This is a genomic window from Mesobacillus sp. S13, from assembly GCF_020422885.1.
Lineage (GTDB): Bacteria > Bacillota > Bacilli > Bacillales > Cytobacillaceae > Mesobacillus > Mesobacillus selenatarsenatis_A.
This window is the reverse complement of sequence record NZ_CP084622.1, coordinates 1,763,941-1,786,920: the sequence shown is the minus strand read 5'-3', so window position 1 is coordinate 1,786,920 and position 22,980 is coordinate 1,763,941. Positions and strand designations below refer to the sequence as shown.

Sequence of the window (22,980 nt, the reverse complement as noted above, 5' to 3'; positions counted from 1 at the left end):
CCATCAACCTTTCCTTACTAACTGCAATAATGCCTGGACACTTTCATTGATCGAGACTCTTTCATTGGTCCCTTGTTTTAAAAAGTTCTGGATTTGAGGGTATCGCAAAATCGCTTCATCTATTTCTCCTGATGTGCCTTTTTTATAAGCACCGATATTAATTAAATCCTCAGCATTGATATAAGTACTTAATAACTCCCTCAATCTTTCTGCTGCTTTTACATGTTCATCGGAGACGATATTGTTCATGATTCGGCTGATGCTTTTTAAAACGTTCACTGCTGGGTATTGGCCTTTATTCGCTAAGTCCCTGTCCAATACAAAGTGTCCATCAAGGATTCCCCGCACCGTGTCGGCAATTGGTTCATTCATGTCATCTCCATCCACCAGCACGGTGTAAAAGCCTGTTATCGAACCAAATTCATTTGTCCCTGTCCTTTCGAGAAGTCTTGAAAGAATGGCGAACACGGAAGGAGTGTAGCCTTTCGTGGTTGGAGGTTCACCAACTGCCAGTCCCACTTCACGCTGGGCCATCGCTACCCGTGTAACAGAATCCATCATCAGCATCACATTCAACCCTTTGTCCCGAAAGTACTCGGCAATGGCTGTTGCTGTATAGGCCCCTTTGATTCGCATCAACGCAGGCTGATCAGAAGTTGCGACAACCACTATGGAGCGCTTCAACCCTTCTGGCCCTAAGTCACGTTCAATGAATTCCCTGACCTCCCTGCCTCGTTCACCAATCAGTCCAATGACATTTAGGTCTGCTGTAGTATTTCGTGCAATCATTCCCAGCAAGGTACTCTTCCCGACACCACTTCCAGCAAAGATCCCAACACGCTGGCCGCTGCCAACTGTGAGCAGGCTGTCAATCATCCTGACTCCAACTTCGATTGGTTCTGAGATTGGCGGTCTGCTCAAAGGGTTGGGGGGATCTTGTTCTGTAGGAACAGCTGCCAGTCCTTTCGGCAAACTGGATTGGTCGAGGGGAACCCCCAGAGAATCAACAACTTTCCCGATGAGACCTGGTCCCGTTTTGATTTCAAGCGGTTTCATCGTCGTTTCCACTAGACTGCCTGGTGATATATCATGAATGGATGTATACGGCATCAAGATGACATTTTCATCTTTAAAACCGACAACCTCCGCCTGGATTCTGCGTTTTTTCTTCGTTCCTACATGGATGAAGCACACATCACCTATTGAACTTTCGGGACCTTGAGATTCAATCATCAAGCCAACAACTCTTTTAACACGTCCGTAACGTTTAAAACTATCCAAAAAATCGACATGCTCCATTAAATCCTTGGCCTTCACGATTGTTCACTCTCCAGCAATTCAAAAAGCTTAATTTTGATTTCCTCCAATTGACTGTCTACACTTGCATCAATCCTGCCATTTTCCGACTCGATGATACAAGCTGTCTCCTCCAGTTCATCATCCGGGTAGATATAGAAAGCAATATCCTTTGGAAAGATGGCAATCAGTTCTTCTTTTTGAGCAATCAGTTCCTGGTAGTGTTTTGGATGTACATGCAGCTGAATATCCTTATAATCTCTCGAATTTTTCAAGGCACGTTTCACAAGTGGGAGGAATCCTTCTTCTGCAGCCAGCTTCTCCCCAAGTATTTTCCCAGCAATTTTCACACCCAGATCAAGAATGACCTTTTCCGATGAGTCTATATGATTCTGATAATCTCGTTTGGCTGCCTGGACCGTTTCCTGAGCAAACAGGATTGTTTGACGGTAGTCTGCATAACCCTGGTTTTTCCCTTCTTGATAGCCTTGCTCATAACCAATTTGCCTGGATTCCTCGGCTAATAGAGATCTTTGCTGCTCCCATTCTTGCATTTCCTGATGAATCTGTTGACGGATCTGCTCCGCTTCTTTCATGGCCTTGGAGACAATACGCTCTGCTTCTAATGCAGCACCATCAAGGATTCTCCTTCTCTCATCTTCTGTATGAGTGAAGACTTGGGGAACATCTTGTTGATTCGTTGCTTCCAGCACCCGGATGGAGATGACCTTTTTCTCTGCAGACACTGTACTGGTATTTTGAGATTTGATAAGCCTAGACAATAATATCATCTCCTCCGCCACGGGCGATGACGATTTCACCAGCTTCTTCCAAACGTCTGATGATCGCGACGATCCTGGACTGTGCCTCTTCAACATCCCGCAGCCTTACAGGACCCATGAATTCCATTTCATCCTGGAAGGTTTCTACCATACGCTTAGACATATTCTTAAAGACAATCTCTTTCACTTCATCACTTGATACTTTAAGAGCAAGCATGAGATCTTCGTTTTCACAATCTCTGATGACTCGCTGGATTGCACGGTTATCCAGTGTAACAATATCTTCGAACACGAACATACGCTTTTTGATTTCCTCAGCAAGTTCAGGATCCTGGATTTCCAGTGCATCGAGAATCGTCCGCTCGGTAGCCCGGTCTACCCCGTTCAATACATCAACAACAGCCTCAATGCCGCCTGTTTGTGTATAGTCTTGTGTAACAGTGGCTGACAGCTTTCTTTCAAGAATCTGTTCCACCTCATTGATTATTTCCGGTGATGTACTGTCCATCACCGCAATACGGCGGGCAATATCAGCCTGGACTTCCTGCGGCAGTTCAGACAGAATCTGGCCGGCTTGTGCCGAGTCTAAATAAGAAAGTATAAGGGCAATTGTTTGCGGATGCTCATTTTGTATGAAGTTGAGTATTTGTCCTGCATCCGCTTTTCGCGCAAAATCAAATGGCCTTACTTGCAGCGAAGAGGTCAATCTATTAATGATCACCGCGGCCTGGTCAGTTCCCAGAGCTTTTTCCAAAACGGTTTTCGCGTATCCGATTCCGCCTTGCGTGATATAATCCTGCGCTAACGCGATACTGTGGAACTCTTCGAGAATTTCTTCCTTAGCCATCGAGTCAACCTTCTTCACACCAGAAATCTCAAGTGTGAGTTTCTCGATTTCTTCTTCACTTAAATGCTTATAAACCGAAGCAGAAACATCTGGTCCAAGTGAGATCAGGAGGATTGCAGCCTTCTGTTTTCCAGTCAATTCTTTTTGGTCTTTCCTCACTATTGATCCTCCTCCTAATCCTCAGAAATCCAAGTTCGCAATAATTTTGCGAAATCCTCAGGCTTTTCTTTCGCCATTTTTTCCAGTTGCTTTTTCTTCATCGTGCCCTCTGTCTCAAATTCCTTATTCACATCAGGAACACGAACTTGCTCAAACTTTTCTTCCATTACATACTCTTCTTCCACAACATTCTTTTTCGATCTCATAAATAGAAGCAGCAGAACGATAATGGCCGCGAGCAATAATCCTCCAACAAGGTATACCCACCATGGCAGCTTTTCTTCAACCTGGTTCTCGAAAGTGACCTTGCCATTGAATGGCTGTACTGAAACAACGACCTTTTCCTCTATTAACTCATCAGTTAGCTCAGTACCAAGAGCATCCTTATCAATGGTAGTCCTGACAATCGTACTCAGGATTCTTGTAATGTCTTCTACCCTTTCTTGAGGGAGGGAGCTTTCGTCATCCGGTGTGGGTGGTTCCACCATTACCTGGATTCCGAGGTCGCGCACCTTATATGGACTTTCGGTAATTTCCTTGCGGATTCTGCTTACCTCATTGTTTATCGTTTCTTCGACTCTTTCATAATCGCCATTCCCAGCTGCACCCTCCAGGTATTGAGACCCGGTCGTCTCACCGGGATTTCCTCCTTCCGGAATCCCTCCAGCCTGATCTGCGTTTCCTGTGAAAGTTTCTGTAATTCGTTGGGCGCTGATTGCGATCCCTTCCATGTTTTCCTGATCTACTGGCTCAACGATGTTTTCTTCTCTGTTTTCCTGGGTAAAGTCTATATCGGCGGTTACCGAAACAACTACTTTATCATGGCCCATAAGGGTGCCAAGCATATTTTGAACTTGCCTTTGGACATCTCTTTCAATCTCCTGCTTAATCTGATGCTGAGAAGCGAAAGATGCGCCGCTGGAATTTTTTTCATTTTTTAAATCAAAGTACTCAAAAAACTGATTCATGATGACGATATTATCTGTAGGAAGGTTCGGAACGCTTTTTGATACCAGGTGGTAAAGTGCAGTAATCTGTTCTTCCTTGAATTGATATCCTGGACTTGTATTAAGCACAATGGAAGCCGATGCTGGCTGCTGATTATCGCTTACAAAGATGCCCTTTTCAGGCAGGTTAATCATAACATTGGCATCATTGACTCCGTCGATGCCTTTCATTAGATTCGCTAATTCCGACTGCATCGCTTCGAGTTTCAGAACTAGGAACTCATTATCAGTCATGCCCATGCCGGCATTCTGACTAAAAAAAGAATAATCAATACTCCCTGACTTCGGGATTCCCTCGGCTGCCAGTTCTACTTTCAAGCTATCAACCTGTTCTTCAGGAACGAGGATTGTTTTGCCCCCATCGGAGATCTCAGATTTTATGCCCCTGGCATCAAGGCTTTCTTTGATACTCCCTGTTTCGGCAGGTGAAAGATTGCTGTAAAGCGGCACAAGGGATGTCCTCGTTGTAAAAAACGCTGTAAGGATGGCAACTGTTAATACAAAGAAAATAGACGCACCAAGACTGATTTTTTGCTTTCTGGTACGCCCTTGCCAGAAATCCTTCATTGTATGTATATACTTTTGAACGGTTTCTTTCATTTCAATCCCCCGGTTATTAAGTCTCTTCTTTTTATACAGCTAATAACCGATCTAATCTTAGTTTTTAGCCAATTTATTAAACTTGCATTCTCATCATTTCCTGGTAAGCTTCAACCACTTTATTCCTGACTTCCATTGTAGCTTGCAATGTGATGCTCGCCTTTTGGCTTGCAATCATTACCTGATGGAGGTCAACATTTTCCCCACGAGCCAGTTTTTCTGTCATTGCATCTGACTGAAGCTGTGCTTTATTTAAATTTTCAATAGATTGCTTAAGTACGGACGAAAAACTTTTTTGTGCTTCGTATGGTGTAGGTGTGGGAGTAGACACTTTTGTTTCAAATGGTCTGACCATTTGGCTAACAGAATTAATCCCAGCTGAATTCATTTAGTTATCTCCTTATTTTCCGATCTCAAGAGCCTTCATCATCATGCCCTTGGAAGCGTTAAAAACTGTGACATTAGCTTCATAAGAACGAGTCGCGCTTATCAGATCCACCATTTCCCTTAAAGGATCCACATTTGGGTAAGCAACATAGCCTTCCTGATTGGCATCCGGATGCTCAGGGTCATATACCATCTTAAGCGGATTTTCTCTATCTTCTAGTATTCTTGTTACTTTAACTCCATTTCCTGCCCCTGCTGCTTCTGTTTTGCCCATTGCTTTATTCAGGAATGAAGAAAAATTCCCTTCCTTAGGTTCAAGGACGACCATTTTCCTGCGGTATGGCTCGCCATTCACCCCTCTTGTCGAATCAACATTTGCCATATTGGATGAGATAACATCCATCCTAAGGCGCTGAGCAGTCAATGCTGAGGCTGTTGTGTTCATGCTATGAAACATAGTCATTCTTACTTACCTCCCCTAATGACTGTTTGGAGAGAGTTGAATTTCCCATTAATCCTCTCAGTCAGCGCATTATAGTAAATTTGGTTTGTGGCCAGGTCGGCCATCTCTTTATCCATATCAACACTGTTCCCATTTTCGTTATAATTCACGTTGGGCTTATTAACAACTCCAGAAAAGGAGCTTGCCCTGCTGCTAAAATCATAATGGCGGGCATCTGATCTTTTCGCTTGAAAGGATTGTCCCGTCACTTCCTGGAACACTGCCTTAAAGGAAACATCCTTTGCTTTATAATTCGGCGTATCAACATTCGCGATATTCTGCGAAATGACTTTTTGCTTCGCAGAAGAATAGTTCAATGCATGCTCAAGCGTTGATACTGTGTTTGAAAACAACTTCAATTTTTGCACCTCGCAATTGCCACTCTCAATTATTTTGCTGAATTTTGTAATTCCTTGCTGAATTTCGTCATTATATTCCTAATTGTAAAGAATCTGAAATAATCTGTCTATGTACTTTCGGTTAATTTTTATCATGCATAGTGCTCATTTTTTAAAATGGTATAAAAGACCTACTAGTTTACTTTTATTTATATTTTTTATAAAAGGCTCCATTTTTTTGTAAAGTATTTAAAAATAGATAGGAATTACGATAGATAAATTCAACAGCTGCTGAATAGAAATAAGGTCAAATTACCTAGAACTGAAGATTCGACTTCCATTATTTACTTTCTAAAAATTGTTTTGAAAATAGGTTTTTATAGAATGGTGTAAAAATCTCGCAATATTTTTGTAACATAGCGGGATTGAAAACTTATTATTCGGGCATTACATTTTACGTCCATTTCTGACAATTCACTTGATAGAAACCAATAAAAAAATCCGCTGAAGACCAGCGGATTTTTTCTTCATTAATTACTTTTAAGTTTTTCAAGTTCAAATAGGAACTTGTCGTTTAATACTTTGATATATGTTCCTTTCATTCCTAGGGAACGGGACTCGATTACGCCAGCGCTTTCGAGCTTGCGCAGTGCGTTAACGATTACGGAACGAGTGATTCCGACTCTGTCAGCGATTTTAGAAGCAACAAGCAAACCTTCTTTTCCATTAAGTTCTTCGAAGATGTGCTCGATCGCTTCAAGCTCACTATATGACAGGGAACTGATTGCCATTTGCACTACTGCTTTGCTGCGTGCTTCATCTTCAATCTCTTCTGCCTTCTCACGAAGGATTTCCATACCTACAACGGTTGCACCATATTCTGCAAGAATGAGGTCATCGTCATGGAATTGTTCCTCAAGACGGGCTAGGATCAGTGTTCCTAGACGCTCACCGCCACCGATGATCGGCACGATTGTTGTCAATCCATTTTTGAATAGTTCTTTGTTTTCAACAGGGAATGCTGTGTATTCACTATCAACATCCAGATTCGGTGATGTCTCCTGGATATTGAAAAGATTCTTTGTATACTCTTCAGGGAATTGGCGATCTTCGAGCATTTTTACCATACGTTCGTTTTCAATTTGCTGATTGATTCCTACGCCTAATAACTTTCCTCTGCGGCTGACAACAAAGATGTTCGCTTCGATTACTTCACTTAGCGTCTCTGACATTTCTTTGAAGTTTACCGGTTTACCGGCAGCTTTTTGGAGCAGGGCATTAATTTTTCTAGTTTTTGATAGTAAGTCCATTGTTTCTTCCTCCTATTTGCTTAAAACACAATTACATTTATTTTAATTCCGGCTAGTTTCAATACTTCTGCACAATAGGCAGCCTTTATTTGTCTACCCTATTGAGTATGCATTAAAACGACAAACCATTATAATATGAACTGGCTTAAATCTTTGTTTCTTGAGATAGCGCCAAGCTTTTCCTCTACATACTGCGGAGTGATCGCTACTTTCTCCAGGTTGATATCTGGAGCTTCGAAGCTTAGGTCTTCCAGAAGCTTCTCAAGAATCGTCTGCAGCCTTCTAGCTCCAATGTTATCTGTATTCTGATTCACGTCATAAGCGACTTCAGCTATCTTACGAATAGCATCGTCAGAAAATTCAATTTGTATACCTTCTGTTTCCAATAAAGCTTCATATTGCTTTGTAAGTGCATTATCAGGTTCGACAAGGATCCTGTAAAAGTCCTCAACGGTCAGCTTAGTAAGCTCTACCCTGATAGGGAACCGCCCTTGCAATTCAGGTATCAGATCTGAAGGCTTCGCCATATGGAATGCCCCAGCAGCAACGAATAAAATATGGTCTGTTTTTACAGGGCCGTATTTCGTGTTTACTGTTGATCCTTCTACAACTGGGAGTATGTCTCTTTGAACACCCTCACGCGACACATCCGCGCTTGATCCTCCGGAGTTCTTGCTGGCAATCTTATCGATTTCATCAATGAAAATGATGCCTGCCTGCTCAGCACGATAGGTAGCTTCCTGAGTTACCTCATCCATATCAATCAGCTTTTGGGCCTCTTCATTGATTAATACCTTCCTTGCCTCACGAACAGGAAGCTTCCGTTTCTTTCGCTTCTTAGGCACCAAGCCACTCAAAGCATCCTGCATATTCATTCCCATCTGTTCCATTCCGGAGCCCTGGAGCATATCAAACATGGATGGAGCTTGCTCCTCGACTTCCACGGTTACCAGCTCATCCTCAAGCTCTCCTTGATCAAGCTTTTGCTTGATAGTTTTTCGCTTTTCGAATAACCCTAAATCTTCTGAGTTGTTATTTTCTTGTTCGGGTTGCTGTTGACTTCCGCCGAACAACATTTCCAAAGGATTTTTGTAATTGACGGATTTTTTAGCTGAAGGAACCAGGAGTTCGACAAGTCGGCGGTTTGCATTTTCCTCTGCCGGTTCTTTAACACGCTCCATTTTTTCCTCTTTTACAAGCCTGATTGAGGTTTCAACAAGATCCCGCACCATTGACTCTACATCACGGCCAACATAACCCACTTCAGTGAACTTGGTCGCCTCAACCTTGACGAAAGGGGCCCCTACTAATTTAGCCATTCTTCTGGCAATCTCAGTTTTACCTACACCAGTAGGTCCGATCATCAGGATATTCTTTGGGATGATTTCATCGCGGATATTTTCAGCCAGCAATCCGCGGCGGTATCTATTCCTAAGAGCAACTGCCACAGCTTTTTTAGCATCCTTTTGACCGATTATATACTGATCCAGCTTTTCCACGATCTGCCTTGGAGTTAAATTTGTCGTTTGTTTCACACTCAACACTCCTTTTCCGTTACAGTTCTTCCACGATAATATTGTGGTTTGTGTAAACACAAATGTCAGCAGCAATTTCCAATGAAGACTTTGCAATTTCCTTTGCTGTTAGATGTTCTCCAGCATATTGCTTCAATGCGCGGCCTGCAGACAAAGCATAATTTCCACCAGAACCAATCGCAAGAATGCCATCATCTGGCTCAATCACTTCACCTGTTCCGGAAACAAGAAGCATATCAGTCTCATTCAGCACAATCAGCATCGCTTCAAGCTTTCTAAGAACTTTATCACTTCTCCATTGCTTTGCAAGTTCGACTGCCGCTCTTTGGAGATTCCCGTTGTATTCTTCAAGCTTGCCTTCAAACATCTCAAATAATGTGAAAGCATCTGCGACAGAACCAGCGAATCCTGCGATTACTTTACCATTAAACAACTTTCGTACCTTCTTTGCTGTGTGTTTCATCACTACAGCATTCCCAAAAGTTACCTGGCCATCACCTGACATAGCGCACTGGCCTTTATGTTGAACAGCAAATATCGTTGTGGCATGGAATTCTGACATTCCTTCGTCCTCCTTTTGGCTTAAGCCCTCGGATGATGTGACATATAAATATTGCGCAAGTGCTCTTTCGTAACGTGAGTATATACTTGAGTTGAAGACAGGAAAGCATGCCCCATGAGCTCCTGGACAGTCCTCATATCAGCTCCATTGCTCATCATATGCGTGGCAAAGGTATGGCGCAGTTTATGTGGATGGATCTTTCCAGTCAGGGCAGACTTTTCGATTAATTTATTCAGGATTTCCCTGATCCCTCTGTCAGTGAGTGGACCACCACGAAAATTTAAGAATAAATGGCCATGATCTTCTTTCGTCTTCAGAAGATCTGGTCTTCCATTTTTTATGTAGTCTTCAATTGCATCCTGTGCAAAACTTCCGAAGGGCACATATCGATCCTTTTTCCTTTTTCCATGGATTAAAACTGTCGATAGAGATAAATCTATATCCTTCAGCGTGATTTTACAGCACTCACCAACACGGATTCCTGTAGCGTAAAGCAATTCTAAAAGGGCTTTGTTCCTCTTTCCGATTGGACTTTCGGTTTCACATGCTTTAAACAGCTGAGAAAGCTCCTCTTCATAAAAAAAATCTGGCAGCCGCTTTTCCAGTTTCGGGATGGATACGAGGGAAAACGGATTATCACCTACCATTTTTTCACGGAGCAGGAATTTGTAAAAGCTGCGCATACATGAAATCCTGCGGGCGACTGACTTTCTGGAAAGCTGATGGTCGAATAATTTCGTGAGGTATATTCTTGTGTCAGCATACTCAACTTCATCCAGACTATTCAGGCCTTGTTCAGACATGAACAAAAAAAATTCCCTAATATCATGTTGATAATGTTCAATTGTATATTGTGAGTAATTTTTCTCAATTTGTAAATATTCTATAAATAAGTTTAAAGAATTGTTCACATTTGCTTCCATCCTGTCACCTCACAAGGGCTACTAAATAGTATCATATTTATATAGCCCTAGCAATAGAAATTACAAATTTTTCACAAATTTCTGAATTGTTTCCAATGCTCTGGAAGCATGCTTCTCATTGCGTTCTTGTTTAGCTTTGATTTTCTCAGGAAGATCAGGGAAAAGCCCGAAGTTTGCATTCATTGGCTGGAAGTTCTTCGCATTAGTTGTTGTAATATATCTGGCCATGCTGCCCATTGCAGTTTCATGTGGAAACTCAACCGGCTCTTCGCCTTTTACTAAACGCGCAGCATTGATGCCTGCAATAAGACCGCTTGCTGCTGACTCTACATAGCCTTCTACCCCAGTCATTTGTCCTGCGAAGAATAAGTCTTCTCTATTCTTGAATTGATATGTTGCCTTTAACACCTTAGGCGAGTTGATGAAAGTATTACGGTGCATAACACCATATCTTACGATTTCAGCGTTTTCCAGACCAGGAATCAGTTGAATGACTTCCTTCTGCGGGCCCCATTTAAGGTGAGTCTGAAAGCCCACAATATTATAAAGTGTCCCAGCAGCATCATCCTGGCGAAGTTGCACTACAGCATAAGGTCGCTTTCCTGTTCTCGGATCCTCAAGTCCAACGGGCTTCATCGGTCCAAAAAGCATCGTCTTCCTTCCTCTTTGACCCATGACCTCAATTGGCATGCAGCCTTCAAAAAAGATTTCTTTTTCAAATTCCTTAAGCGGAACAGTTTCTGCAGAAATCAACGCTTCATAAAAGCGATCAAATTCTTCCTCGTTCATCGGGCAATTCAGGTATGCTGCTTCACCTTTGTCGTATCGCGATTTCAGGTAAACCTTTTCCATGTCGATACTATCCTTCTCGATGATCGGTGCAGCGGCATCATAAAAATACAGATACTCTTCCCCTGTCAGGTCTTTTAATTGCTGCGATAGAGCCTGGCTTGTCAAAGGCCCAGTTGCAATGATGGTCGGCCCCTGTGGAATCTCTGTCATTTCTTCGTTAAATACTGTCACATTCGGATGTTCCTTCACCCGGCTGGTAACTTGTGCCGCAAACTCGTGTCGGTCTACTGCCAAAGCTCCGCCTGCCGGTACAGCACATGCGTCTGCTGCCCCAATGATGACAGAATTCAAGTTTCTCATTTCTTCCTTTAAGACTCCAACTGCATTAGTTAATGTATTAGCTCGCAATGAATTGCTGCAAACCAGCTCAGCAAATTTATCAGTATGATGTGCAGGGGTCTGTTTAACCGGCCTCATCTCGTATAAGTTCACTTTGATGCCTCTTTCAGCAAGCTGCCAAGCAGCCTCGCTTCCGGCCAAACCGGCACCAATGACATTTACAGTAGCTTCAGACATATCTATTTCCTCCAGTAGTTATTAAAAATAAGTGTATGCTTTTCCTAAACTCATTTCCGTCTGTTTAACAAGGAAAATTTAAGCAGGTGACCTTTTCAAAATAATAATTATAACATTTGCCTTGACATAAAGCTTCTATTATATACTCAACCTTACTTACTTTACCCTGATTCCTGTATCATTTTGCACTTTCCTATACGAAAAAGAAAGAAAAAAGTTTCAAAAAAGAAAAGCGGAAGCGCCTTGATAGCCCCGACAAGCGCTGGAGGGCCTGACAGTGAAGTCGTTCTTTGACTTCATTGGCAGGACCGAAATCGAAAAGTATAGCCGACTGCCAAGAAACGCAGAAACTGGAGACTCCGACAAAGAAGCGCTTTTTGCTTCTGCCGACGGAGTTGAAGTTTCGGAGTTTCTAGGAGGCGACACTAGACAAGCGACTCGAGCTGCTCAAAGCTAACGCTTCTTGAAAGATACTCCGGCAAGCGATTTCAGAGATGAAAACTGGCTAGGCGCTGGAGCTGGAAAAAGAAAAGCGAAAGCTCCTTGATCAGCCCGTCAACAACTTTACAAACATAAAGAGTGAGCCAAGGGCTCACTCTAGCTTTGTGGTTCCTCTTTATAGTCGCATTCCGTACACTGAACCTGAACACCCTTTTTGAGCTTCTTTTCTACTAGCATATTTTCGCATTTAGGGCATTTACGTGCAAGTGGTTTATCCCATGACAAGAAGTCACACTCAGGGAATCGGTCGCATCCGTAGAATATCCGGCGTTTCTTACTCTTGCGCTCAATGATATTGCCTTCTTCACACTTAGGACATTTGACACCAATTTCCTTAACGATCGCCTTCGTGTTTCGGCATTCAGGAAAATTGCTGCAGGCCATGAATTTGCCGTACCGGCCCATTTTAAAGACCATAGGTGAACCGCATTGATCACAATCTTCTCCGGCAGGTTCGTCCTTGATTTCGATTTCTTGCATTTCCTTTTCCGCTACTTCAAGATTCTTCTCAAAGTCTCGGTAAAATTCGTCAATGACTTTGACCCAATTGATTTTTCCGTCTTCAATATTATCTAAGTTCTGCTCCATCTTCGCGGTGAACTCGAGGTCAAGGATTTCCGGGAAGAATTCAATCATCAGCTCATGGATTACTTCTCCCAGCTCTGTCGGCACGAAACGCTTATTGTCGAGAGATACATATCCTCTCTTTTGGATTGTATCCAATGTTGGCGCATATGTTGATGGGCGGCCAATCCCCATCTCCTCCAGCGTCCTGACAAGCCTCGCTTCTGTATATCTTGGAGGGGGCTGTGTAAAGTGCTGCTTCGGTTCGATATCTTTCTTCGTGACCTCGTCACCTTCCTTCAAGTCAGGAAGGAACTTATCCTTTTCTTCCACCTGGTCATCCGAACCTTCTACATAAACCTTCATGAACCCTGGGAACTTGACCTTTGAACCTGTTGCCCGGAAAGTAACCTCTCCGTTTTTCAAATCCACACTCATCGTATCCATGATTGCTGGAGCCATCTGGCTAGCGACGAAGCGTTCCCAAATGAGTTTATATAGCCTGTATTGATCCCTTGAGAGAAATTCCTTTATCGTTTCAGGAACCTTCATTGTACTGGTAGGCCGGATTGCTTCATGAGCATCTTGAGCATTGGACTGTTTCTTCTCTTTCCTGACCTCTGTCTGGATGAATTTTTCTCCATACTCATTTGTGATGTATTCTTTTGCTTCCCCTTGTGCCACTTCAGAGATTCTGGTAGAGTCGGTTCTCATATACGTAATTAAACCGACTGTGCCTTCTTTCCCAAGATCGATCCCTTCATAAAGCTGCTGGGCAAGCATCATCGTCTTTTTGGCTCTGAAGTTGAGCTTTCGGGCTGCTTCCTGTTGCAAGGAAGAAGTAATGAAAGGCGGTGCAGGGTTGCGCCTGCGTTCTTTCTTCGTCACTGACGCAACAGTGAATTTATTTCCCTTAACCTGCTTAAGGATGTTTTTAACATCTTCTTCAGACTTCAACTCAGCTTTTTCTTTTCCAATTCCGTAAAAAGAAGCTTCAAATGCACTTTTCCCTTTCAAGAATTCTGCACCGATTGTCCAATATTCTTCTGGAACAAATGCAGCTATTTCCTTTTCACGATCAATGATCATCCTTAAAGCAACTGATTGTACTCGCCCTGCACTCAGCCCCTTCTTGACCTTCTTCCACAGTAGCGGACTGATATTGTAACCTACTAGTCTGTCCAGAGCACGGCGTGCCTGCTGGGCATCTACCAGATCCATATTGATCGCGCGGGGGTGTTTGAAAGATTCCTTGATAGCATCCTTTGTTATCTCATTGAATACAACCCTGCAATCTGAATGGACATCCACATCAAGACTTTTCGCAAGATGCCAGGCAATCGCTTCCCCTTCTCTGTCGGGGTCAGCCGCGAGATAGACTTTCTTTGCCTTTTTAGCAGCCGTTTTCAATTCCTTAAGTACAGGCCCTTTACCCCTGATGGTGATGTACTTAGGGTTAAAATTATTCTTCGTATCAATTCCCATCTGACTCTTAGGCAAATCTATCAAATGCCCCATAGAGGCTTTCACTTTATATTTTTTTCCAAGGTAACGCTCAATCGTTTTAGCCTTTGCAGGCGATTCAACGATGACTAAAAAATCTGACATCCAATTGTCCTCCTTAGAGGTATAAAATTACATTCATTATTATCAACATACCTTAATGTTGTCAAATTAACCTTTAAAGTAAACGGTTTCAAGTCATTAATAAATTTTAAAATACCTGATGCAAAATGTATACCAGATTGAAAATTATTTCAACCTTTTTGATGTAATTTTTCATTCAAATATAAAAATATCTTAGTAAAAAAGTATATTTCCGAAACTTTTTTAACTTTTTCTAAGCATTTTATACGATTATTTCACATTACATACCAAGTTCCTCTAAAATATCCTCGGAACTTTTGATTAGTTTTGCTCCTTGCTGGATTAAATAATGGACTCCATCGGAATCAGGAGTCAATATGCTGCCGGGGACGGCAAATACATCCCTGCCTTCATTCAATGCAAAATCTGCCGTGATCAATGAACCACTCTTTTTTTTCGCTTCTATGACGAGTGTACCCTGTGAAAGACCGCTGATAATCCTGTTTCGCATCGGAAATTGCCACTTTGCCGGCATAGTCGCTGGTGGATACTCTGATAATACGAGATGTTTTTCCATCATGTACTCTGCCAATTTCATATTTTCCTTAGGATAGAGATTGTTAAACCCGCCAGCAATGACACCAATTGTTTTCCCGCCCAACTTGATGGCTGCTTTATGGGCATGGGCATCGATGCCTTTTGCTAACCCACTTACAATTTGTACATTCTTCTCTATTAATGAAGGAAATAAATAGTCAATCGCCTTTATGCCGTATGATGAGGCATTCCTGGAACCAACAACTGCAAGGTTCTTTGTGTTCCTTAACAGGGATATATCTCCTTTGGCAAAGAGAATCCAGGGAGGCTGATAGATTGTCTTAAGCTCGATTGGATAATTGTCATCAAAAAAAGTAATCAGGTGAATATTCTTAGAGGCATAGTCGTTGAGAAGTTTGTCGATGGGAATAAATTGATGGTCTCTGATGAGTTGCTGCGCCCGAGGATTAATAGAGGAATATAATGCAGTTTCTGGTTCAGTTAATGCCGTACTTGCTTTAAGTGCAGTATAAATAGCTTTCCAACTCGCATTTTTGCTATGGATAAGCTGGATTAGTTTCTTTTTCAATCCATCCATATACTTCCCCCTGGGATTAATAAACAGCCCCTCTTTCAAGAGGGACTGTCAGATTGAATGTTTTAGTGTGTTTTGCACTGATCGTACAGGTCTTGTTCCTTCAAAACCTTGATTAGCGTTTCACCCATTACGGATGGAGTTTCAGCAACCTGGATGCCGCACTCGTTCATTACGCGGATCTTTTCGTCTGCTGTACCCTTACCGCCTGAAATGATCGCACCAGCGTGGCCCATGCGCTTTCCAGGAGGTGCAGTTCTTCCGCCGATGAAGCCGACAACAGGTTTCGTCATGTTTGCCTTAACCCACTCAGCTGCTTCTTCCTCAGCCGTACCGCCGATTTCACCGATCATGATGACCGCATACGTTTCTGGATCTTCATTGAATGCCTTCAGGACATCGATGAAGTTTGTTCCGTTAACTGGGTCTCCGCCGATCCCTACAGCAGTAGACTGGCCGATTCCAGCTTGTGTTAATTGGTGTACTGCTTCATAAGTCAATGTTCCAGAACGTGATACAACGCCGACATGGCCTTTTGTATGGATATATCCAGGCATGATTCCAATCTTGCACTCTTCAGGAGTGATGACACCCGGACAGTTAGGTCCTACAAGGCGAGTCTTCCTGCCTTCCATATAACGCTTCACCTTTACCATATCCAACACAGGGATATGCTCTGTGATACAGATTGCCAAATCAAGCTCTGCATCGACAGCTTCGATGATCGCATCTGCAGCGAATGGAGCTGGTACATAGATTACAGATGCATTTGCACCTGTCGCTTCAACAGCTTCTTGCACAGTATTGAATACAGGCACGCCTTCAACTTCTGTACCGCCCTTGCCTGGAGATGTTCCTCCAACAATTTTTGTACCATATTCAAGCATTTGTTTTGTATGGAAAAGGGCTGTAGAACCCGTAATCCCTTGAACAATGACCTTTGTATCTTTATTAATGAATACGCTCACGTCAAATTCTCTCCTTTCGATCCTACTTAACTAATGAAACGATTTTTTCAGCGCCGTCTGCCATTGATTCAGCAGCAATGATATTCAAGCCAGACTCATTAAGAATCTGTTTTCCAAGATCAACGTTCGTACCTTCAAGGCGAACGACAAGAGGAACTTCAAGTCCAACCTGCTTGGCAGCTTCCACTACACCAGTAGCGATTACATCACACTTCATGATGCCGCCGAAGATATTAACAAAGATTCCTTTTACGTTAGGATCTGAAAGGATGATTTTGAATGCTTCTGTTACTTTTTCTGCAGTAGCACCGCCCCCAACATCAAGGAAGTTTGCAGGGTCTCCGCCATAATGCTTAACGATGTCCATAGTTGCCATCGCAAGACCTGCACCGTTAACCATGCAGCCGATGTTTCCATCTAGAGAAATATAGCTGAGGTCATACTTCGATGCTTCGATTTCCTTTGGATCTTCTTCTTCAAGGTCGCGGTACTCAAGGATATCCTTCTGGCGGTATAGCGCGTTTGAATCGAAGTTCAATTTAGCGTCAAGTGCCATTACCTGTCCGTCACCAGTCACAACCAATGGGTTGATTTCTGCGATTGAACAATCCTTTTCGACATAAGCGTTATATAAGCCCATCATGAACTTTACAGCCTGGTTGACCAGTTCCTTAGGGATGTTGATATTGAATGCGATACGGCGAGCCTGGTATGGCATAAGACCAACTACAGGATCGATTTCTTCTTTGAAGATTTTTTCAGGAGTCGCTTCCGCAACTTCTTCGATTTCCGTTCCGCCTTCTTCAGAAGCCATAAGGACAACACGTGAAGTAGCACGGTCAAGCACAAGGCCTACATAGTACTCCTTCTTGATGTCACAGCCTTCCTCAATCAACAGGCGTTTTACTTCCTTGCCTTCTGGACCAGTCTGGTGAGTGACCAGTGTCTTGCCTAAGATCTCAGAAGCATATGTACGTACTTCATCAAGGTTCTTAGCAACCTTGACACCGCCGGCTTTACCCCTTCCGCCAGCATGGATTTGAGCTTTTACAACAACTACCGATGACCCAAGCTCTTTAGCTGCTTCAACAGCTTCATCAACTGTAAAAGCAACCTTCCCATTCGGTACTTTTACCCCATATTTTCTGAGGATTTCTTTTCCTTGATACTCATGGACATTCATTTCCCATCCTCCTATCTATTAGGAACACCCATATCTCCAGATTCCTGAAAATACACTTCCTAAGTAGAAAATATAATTCATTTAAATTTTTAAAAAATAGACTGCGCTTTCATTTTATATAATGAAATATTGATTGTCTACCATTATGATTTAAATATTTCCCCATTTTAAATATTGCAAAAAAATATCACCTGGAATACTCACCCACACAAAAAGCCGGGATGACTGCATTCCCCGGCTTTTTCTATGAAAGTTCCACTAAAAAAAAACTATATCAAATTGGGTTTGTGAAAATATTATTTTTGTCTTCCTGCTTGTTGATCCAAATGGTAGACAAAGGAAAATACTTCGGCTACTGCTTGATATAGTTCCTCTGGTATCCGTTCATTCAGTTCAAGCTGGCTCAACACTTCAACAAGTGACGGGTCTTCCTGGATGGGAATATCATGATCCTTGGCTTTTTCAATGATTTGTTCAGCCAAAAGACCTTTTCCCTTTGCCATCACTTTAGGAGCGTCCATACTTCCTGCGTTATACCCCAGGGCAACTGCTGATTTCCTTGTATGCTTTGGTGGTTTCATATTTTGATATCCACTCCGCTATATTCTTTTTGGCTATATAGATCTGACAGGACGCGCTGGTTCTTCCCAGACTGGGATTGTCCGGGGAGATGGAAGTGAACGGAAGACAGCTGATAATTGATTTCAGCTAATTTTGATTTCAACACTGGCGTCAATTGCTCAGCCATTTTTTTCAGAACTGGATTTTCGTTGAAAATCTGGACGCTCATGATACGATTCTGAACTTGCATATCAACGATTAGATCATTTAGATGTTCAAGTTTAAGGTAAAAGAGTACTCGGCAAAAATCAGCGTCAATCTTTCCATCCTCGGTTTTCTTCCCGCTCCATTGCATCGTAAGTTCATTCGTTTTTCCACCTAGTACAAATGGAATCTGCACAACAAGCTGCTGAATCGGGCCTGCTTCCTGCGAGAGGAGCTGGAACCCGGTGAGTTTGTTCAAAAGCAGCTCCGAAGCTTCTTTGACAGCTGGAGGCGGATTCTCGTTCAAAAGGCGGAGCACCATAGATTTCACTGTCTCCGAAACTGGTGCCTTGCCAATCTCACCATCTTTTAAAACTTCGCCTAGCTGGTGTTCATAAGACAGTCCAAGAGCTGACAGGAATCTTTTTATTTTTGCATCAGTGAGCAATGCAGCACTGGTTTCTTGCAGCGGAGCCGGCTGTTCTGCCTTACCCACTGCTTCTGATAAAAGCTGCGCCTGCAGGCCTGATAACTGATGCTGACTCACAGCTTTTAAAACGTCCATACCAGCCTGTCGCCAAGTTTCCTTATCCGCGAAAAGGCCGGAAAGGGATTCGCCATCACCCGTCACTGACATTAACTGTTTGAATGACTGCAGTCCCTGCTGCACGTCCGCTTCTTTTGCTGGTGGTCGGTAGAATAGAAATTTAAGTGACTCTATCAGTTCATTAGCAGCTAGTGGCTTTGCAGGAATCAAGCTTGTGACCATCTGCCTGGCTGCAGCAAAATCACCCTTTTCTACAAGTGTTATGATATTTTTGACAGAATTCAGCCCTTCAGGCATTTCTTCTCCGGTTGTACTGTAGTGCAACAGCCTAGCAAACATCTGTTGCAAAAGGATGCTCTCGCTGTTTTTGGGTGGTATTGCGCCAAATTGTTTAAGCAGCTCCAATGCCGCCTGACTTTCTTTTCCGTCCCTCTTAATCCACATCAATGCCAGATGATTCAGCGCGGCTTCAGAAGCAACTGTTTTATTGGCTGGGATCATCTCATTCAATAGTTTTTTAAGACTTGTGCCTACAGCGGAATCTGATACCCTATCTAATGCCTTTTCAAGCTTTTCCATCAACAGGACCAAAGATGGTTCTTTTGTAGCAGTATAGAGTGCCTCAAACGCTGCCAGTGTAACAGGAATACCTCTAGTCAAAATCATTTTTAAAGCATCCTGACCAGCGCTGCGGGAATCCACCATACTTAACCACTCTGATGCCAGCTTTAGCAGTTCACGGTTGACCGGAAGCTGCTCTTTGATAAAAAAGCGAACCAGATCCATGTTTTCCTTTGTAGGCTGCATTGAGAATTCCCCAAGTATTTTGGCGAGGCTCGCCGGCTGCCCTTTATCCTCAGCACCTTTGCCAACCACCTTTAAATGGACTTTTCCTTCTCCAGGCTGTACCTGGAACCAATAGCGCTCATTTGCTGACAACGGCGCCTCTAATTGAGCAATCATTTTCTGATTGCCGATTTGCACTTCAGCTACTTGCTCAGGGTACAGCTTTATGATCTTGCCGTTTATGATTTGTCCTGGCCTAAATTCAGCTGTTTTCATTTGCTGTGTGGTTTTTTGGTTAAATAAACCCTGCAGCGCTCCTGTTTCCATGGTTCACCTGCTTTACCAGTTCTGCTCAATACTCTCTCTTACTGGAGCGAAAGTCTTCCTGTGGTGCTCTGTCACACCCTGCTCTCTAAGCGCCTTCAAGTGTTCAGGAGTTCCATACCCCATATTTGCCCCGAATCCATATTGGGGATATTCCAAACTAAGTTCTTTCATCAGCCTATCCCTCGTCACCTTGGCAATAATGGAAGCTGCCGCGATGGAGATGCTTCTGGAATCCCCTTTGATCAGCGCTTCAAACGGATAAGGTGTGTCCAGCTTGACGGCATCTATCAGAAGATAGTCGGGTGTGATTCCTAATTCGTTAACAGCAGTAAGCATCGCTTTTTTGCTGGCCTGAAGAATATTTATTTCATCTATTTCCGCAGCACTGATTATTCCGACTCCAACACCAACTGCTTCTGCCCTGATAATCTCAAAATATTCATCCCTTTTTGATTCTGTCAGTTTTTTAGAATCATTTAGACCTGGAAGATAAAAGTTCTCCGGCAGAATGACGGCTGCTGCGACAACCGGACCAGCAAGCGGACCTCGGCCAGCTTCATCTATCCCCGCTATATTCCGGAAACCTTCAGACCGGCATTTCTTTTCAAAGGAAGTCATGTTCACGAATTGCTCATGGACTAGTTTTTTTTGTGCTTCCTGCCTTTCCCATTTCAAAACGAGTTTTTGCACGCCTTTGCGGATGTCTTTTTTAAAGACTTTCAGAATTTCTTTGTCTACTTCCTCTTTCCCGAAAAGCTGCTGTTCAATTTCACTAATTGTGTATTTTTCCATAGATTTTCTCCTAAAATACTTCTTTATTATGTATCGGCATTTGAAACCAAAAATAAAGGCCCTGAGCTCAGGACCTTTATTTTTGTGTGTCGCCTTCTATTTCATCCAGGGATGCTAAATCCTCTGGACGTTCAAAAGATAACGGACCTAGCTTTTCAGTCCGTATCTCCCTGATTACAAGCTCTGCGACTTTATCATAGTCTACGTATCCACCAGGCATTCTGCAGCCGCGGAAATCGCCGATTTGATCAAATAGCTCTACAATCTCCTCTGGGAGTTCGGAAAGCTTGTATCTCTCCTGCAGCCGTTCTGGATAAAGCTTTTCCAAGAATCTCAAAGCATATACAGCCAGGTCTTGAAGATTGAGGATCGTATCTTTGATTGCCCCAGTAACTGCAAGCTTTGTTCCTACTTGCTGGTCCTCAAACTTCGGCCAAAGGATTCCCGGTGTATCGAGGAGTTCTAATTCCTTGCCAACTTTAATCCATTGCTGCGACTTAGTCACACCAGGCCTGTTCCCGGTCTGGGCGATATTCTTGCCGGCAAGCCTGTTGATCAAAGTCGATTTCCCAGCGTTCGGGATTCCCACAATCATTGCCCTGATTGCTCTCGGCTTGACTCCTTTTGATTTAAGGCGGTCAAATTTGTCTTTTAAAAGAACCTTTGATTCCTGGACTATTTGCTTTAAGCCGGTACCAGCTTGAGAATTGATCGCCAGCGCAGTGATCCCTTTTTCACGGTAGTAGCGAAGCCATTGTTCGGTCACGGCTTTATCTGCCATATCCGCTTTATTCAGTAATACAATTCTCGGTTTGTGCTGGATGATTTCGTCAATCATTGGGTTCCTGGACGAATAGGGTATCCGTGCGTCCACCAATTCATAGATGACATCCACAAGCTTTAATTTTTCCGTGACCTCTCTGCGCGCCTTCGCCATATGGCCTGGAAACCATTGGATCGTCAAAGCAGCCACCTCCTATCTGTTACGCAATCTCCCTTATGCCTGTTGGAGTGCTTTCCTAGTCTATTGTGCGAATATCCTCAATTGGCCAATAGATGATGCTCGTCTTGCCGAGCACCTCATCAAATGGCACAGTGCCAATGTGTCGGCTATCCTTGCTGAAACGGCGATTATCGCCCATAACGAAAAGATGGCCTTCAGGAACAGTTTCCCTGCCAATCTTCTCTTCCAGTGTGAATGGATCCGTCAGCGGCCCATCAATTACCTGTTTTTTATATTCTTCCAAGTACGGTTCTTCATATGCTTTTCCATTGACATATAGCGTATCATTTTTATATTCTATCTTATCGCCTGGAAGGCCGATTACTCTTTTTATGTAATCTTTGTTCTCGGGTGCATGAAAGACAATGATATCGAATCTCTCTGGCTCCCCAACCTGATAGCTAAGCTTATTCACGATCATTCTGTCCTGATCATGGAGTGTGGGCATCATGGATAAACCGTCCACCACGATCGGAGCAAATAAAAAGTATCGAATCACTGCTGCCAGCACGACAGCAATCAGAAGTGCCTTCGTCCATTCCCATAGTTCATTCTTCTTTTTCTCGGTCATTCTTTTCCCACCATTCCGAAATAAATGTTGTTTGAGTACATAACTTTATTTTACATAAGTCAGACAAGATAAACACGATGGGCGATGATTTTTTAAATAAATTTAATAATAGTTACACACTCATATTTGGAAAAGAATCTGAATGAAAAAGGAGCTTGGCTAGGCAAGCTCCTTTTTGACATTCATTCTTATCGAATTTCTTTAATACGAGCTTTCTTACCACGCAGGTTACGTAGGTAGTAAAGTTTCGCACGGCGGACTTTACCGCGACGGATAACTTCAAGCTTCGCAATTTTTGGTGTGTGAACAGGGAAAGTACGCTCAACGCCTACTCCGTAAGAAACTTTACGTACTGTAAAAGTTTCGCTGATTCCACCGCCACGACGCTTAATCACTACACCTTCAAACAACTGGATACGTTCGCGAGTTCCTTCAACAACCTTAACGTGTACACGTACTGTGTCACCAGGACGGAAAGATGGAAGATCAGTGCGAAGTTGTGCTTTTGTGATTTCTTCGATTAATTGTTGCATCGTATTCAACTCCTCCCACGAATGCTCTTGCACACTTTCATTGCAGCGGAACATTGTTATAAGCGGCATATAGCACGATTGCTTTTAGCCACAAGAAGTATCTTA

General features: G+C 43.0%; 23 protein-coding genes. 1 reads left to right on the top strand and 22 read right to left on the bottom strand.

Going from position 1 to position 22,980, the window contains the following annotated elements; translation table 11 throughout:
* Nucleotides 1-3: 3 nt before the first annotated feature.
* The 12 genes from fliI to trmFO form a co-directional block, all read right to left on the bottom strand.
* The gene (gene fliI, locus LGO15_RS08930) at nt 4-1,299 is read right to left on the bottom strand and encodes a flagellar protein export ATPase FliI (RefSeq protein WP_413231398.1); all 1,296 of its coding nucleotides are present in this window, start codon (nt 1,297-1,299) and stop codon (nt 4-6) included.
* A 14-nt stretch (nt 1,300-1,313) separates the two neighbouring features.
* Nucleotides 1,314-2,087, bottom strand: coding sequence for a flagellar assembly protein FliH (gene fliH / locus LGO15_RS08925; protein WP_226087363.1), 774 nt, complete (start codon nt 2,085-2,087; stop codon nt 1,314-1,316).
* Nucleotides 2,071-3,087, bottom strand: coding sequence for a flagellar motor switch protein FliG (gene fliG / locus LGO15_RS08920; RefSeq protein ID WP_167831751.1), 1,017 nt, complete (start codon nt 3,085-3,087; stop codon nt 2,071-2,073). The genes fliH and fliG overlap by 17 nt, the downstream gene beginning before the upstream one ends.
* 11 nt (nt 3,088-3,098) lie before the next feature.
* Nucleotides 3,099-4,691 (bottom strand): flagellar basal-body MS-ring/collar protein FliF, encoded by a 1,593-nt coding sequence (gene fliF, locus LGO15_RS08915; protein WP_167831752.1) that lies wholly within the window; start codon nt 4,689-4,691, stop codon nt 3,099-3,101.
* 76 nt (nt 4,692-4,767) lie between these two features.
* Nucleotides 4,768-5,046, bottom strand: coding sequence for a flagellar hook-basal body complex protein FliE (gene fliE / locus LGO15_RS08910; RefSeq protein WP_245243481.1), 279 nt, complete (start codon nt 5,044-5,046; stop codon nt 4,768-4,770).
* Nucleotides 5,047-5,091: 45 nt separating this feature from the next.
* Nucleotides 5,092-5,541 (bottom strand): flagellar basal body rod protein FlgC, encoded by a 450-nt coding sequence (gene flgC, locus LGO15_RS08905; RefSeq protein ID WP_167831754.1) that lies wholly within the window; start codon nt 5,539-5,541, stop codon nt 5,092-5,094.
* A 2-nt stretch (nt 5,542-5,543) separates the two neighbouring features.
* Nucleotides 5,544-5,939: a flagellar basal body rod protein FlgB gene (flgB, locus tag LGO15_RS08900; protein ID WP_167831755.1), complete on the bottom strand. Its 396-nt coding sequence runs from the start codon at nt 5,937-5,939 to the stop codon at nt 5,544-5,546.
* Nucleotides 5,940-6,448: 509 nt separating this feature from the next.
* Complete coding sequence (gene codY / locus LGO15_RS08895) at nt 6,449-7,228, bottom strand: GTP-sensing pleiotropic transcriptional regulator CodY (protein ID WP_167831756.1); 780 nt, start codon at nt 7,226-7,228, stop codon at nt 6,449-6,451.
* Nucleotides 7,229-7,356: 128 nt separating this feature from the next.
* Complete coding sequence (gene hslU / locus LGO15_RS08890; RefSeq protein ID WP_167831757.1) at nt 7,357-8,763, bottom strand: ATP-dependent protease ATPase subunit HslU; 1,407 nt, start codon at nt 8,761-8,763, stop codon at nt 7,357-7,359.
* Between the two features lie 19 nt (nt 8,764-8,782).
* Entirely contained in the window at nt 8,783-9,325 is a 543-nt protein-coding gene (gene hslV / locus LGO15_RS08885; protein WP_167831758.1) for an ATP-dependent protease subunit HslV, read from the bottom strand.
* A gap of 20 nt (nt 9,326-9,345) precedes the next feature.
* Entirely contained in the window at nt 9,346-10,248 is a 903-nt protein-coding gene (gene xerC / locus LGO15_RS08880) for a tyrosine recombinase XerC (protein WP_167831759.1), read from the bottom strand.
* Nucleotides 10,249-10,308: 60 nt separating this feature from the next.
* Nucleotides 10,309-11,616: an FADH(2)-oxidizing methylenetetrahydrofolate--tRNA-(uracil(54)-C(5))-methyltransferase TrmFO gene (gene trmFO, locus LGO15_RS08875; RefSeq protein ID WP_226087362.1), complete on the bottom strand. Its 1,308-nt coding sequence runs from the start codon at nt 11,614-11,616 to the stop codon at nt 10,309-10,311.
* A gap of 277 nt (nt 11,617-11,893) precedes the next feature.
* Here trmFO and LGO15_RS08870 point away from each other — a divergent pair, with 277 nt between their 5' ends.
* Nucleotides 11,894-12,073: a hypothetical protein gene (locus tag LGO15_RS08870; protein WP_226087361.1), complete on the top strand. Its 180-nt coding sequence runs from the start codon at nt 11,894-11,896 to the stop codon at nt 12,071-12,073.
* A 140-nt stretch (nt 12,074-12,213) separates the two neighbouring features.
* Here the strand turns inward: LGO15_RS08870 and topA are convergent, their stop codons facing one another.
* The 10 genes from topA to rplS form a co-directional block, all read right to left on the bottom strand.
* Nucleotides 12,214-14,289, bottom strand: coding sequence for a type I DNA topoisomerase (topA, locus tag LGO15_RS08865; RefSeq protein WP_226087360.1), 2,076 nt, complete (start codon nt 14,287-14,289; stop codon nt 12,214-12,216).
* A gap of 259 nt (nt 14,290-14,548) precedes the next feature.
* Entirely contained in the window at nt 14,549-15,403 is an 855-nt protein-coding gene (gene dprA / locus LGO15_RS08860; RefSeq protein WP_226087359.1) for a DNA-processing protein DprA, read from the bottom strand.
* 62 nt (nt 15,404-15,465) lie between these two features.
* Nucleotides 15,466-16,368, bottom strand: a complete 903-nt coding sequence (sucD, locus tag LGO15_RS08855) for a succinate--CoA ligase subunit alpha (protein WP_167831763.1) — start codon at nt 16,366-16,368, stop codon at nt 15,466-15,468.
* A 22-nt stretch (nt 16,369-16,390) separates the two neighbouring features.
* Complete coding sequence (gene sucC, locus LGO15_RS08850) at nt 16,391-17,551, bottom strand: ADP-forming succinate--CoA ligase subunit beta (protein WP_167831764.1); 1,161 nt, start codon at nt 17,549-17,551, stop codon at nt 16,391-16,393.
* A 296-nt stretch (nt 17,552-17,847) separates the two neighbouring features.
* A complete protein-coding gene (locus LGO15_RS08845) occupies nt 17,848-18,132 on the bottom strand; it encodes an EscU/YscU/HrcU family type III secretion system export apparatus switch protein (RefSeq protein ID WP_167831765.1) in 285 nt (94 codons plus the stop codon).
* A complete protein-coding gene (locus LGO15_RS08840; protein ID WP_226087358.1) occupies nt 18,129-19,976 on the bottom strand; it encodes a hypothetical protein in 1,848 nt (615 codons plus the stop codon). Before LGO15_RS08840 ends, LGO15_RS08845 begins: the two co-directional genes overlap by 4 nt.
* 12 nt (nt 19,977-19,988) lie before the next feature.
* Nucleotides 19,989-20,768 carry a ribonuclease HII gene (locus LGO15_RS08835; protein WP_226087357.1) on the bottom strand — a complete coding sequence of 260 codons (780 nt, stop codon included), beginning with the start codon at nt 20,766-20,768 and terminating at the stop codon, nt 19,989-19,991.
* Nucleotides 20,769-20,844: 76 nt separating this feature from the next.
* Nucleotides 20,845-21,732, bottom strand: a complete 888-nt coding sequence (gene ylqF, locus LGO15_RS08830) for a ribosome biogenesis GTPase YlqF (RefSeq protein WP_226087356.1) — start codon at nt 21,730-21,732, stop codon at nt 20,845-20,847.
* Between the two features lie 55 nt (nt 21,733-21,787).
* Nucleotides 21,788-22,342, bottom strand: a complete 555-nt coding sequence (gene lepB / locus LGO15_RS08825; RefSeq protein WP_226087355.1) for a signal peptidase I — start codon at nt 22,340-22,342, stop codon at nt 21,788-21,790.
* 188 nt (nt 22,343-22,530) lie between these two features.
* Entirely contained in the window at nt 22,531-22,875 is a 345-nt protein-coding gene (gene rplS, locus LGO15_RS08820; RefSeq protein ID WP_079508409.1) for a 50S ribosomal protein L19, read from the bottom strand.
* Between the last annotated feature and the right edge of the window lie 105 nt (nt 22,876-22,980).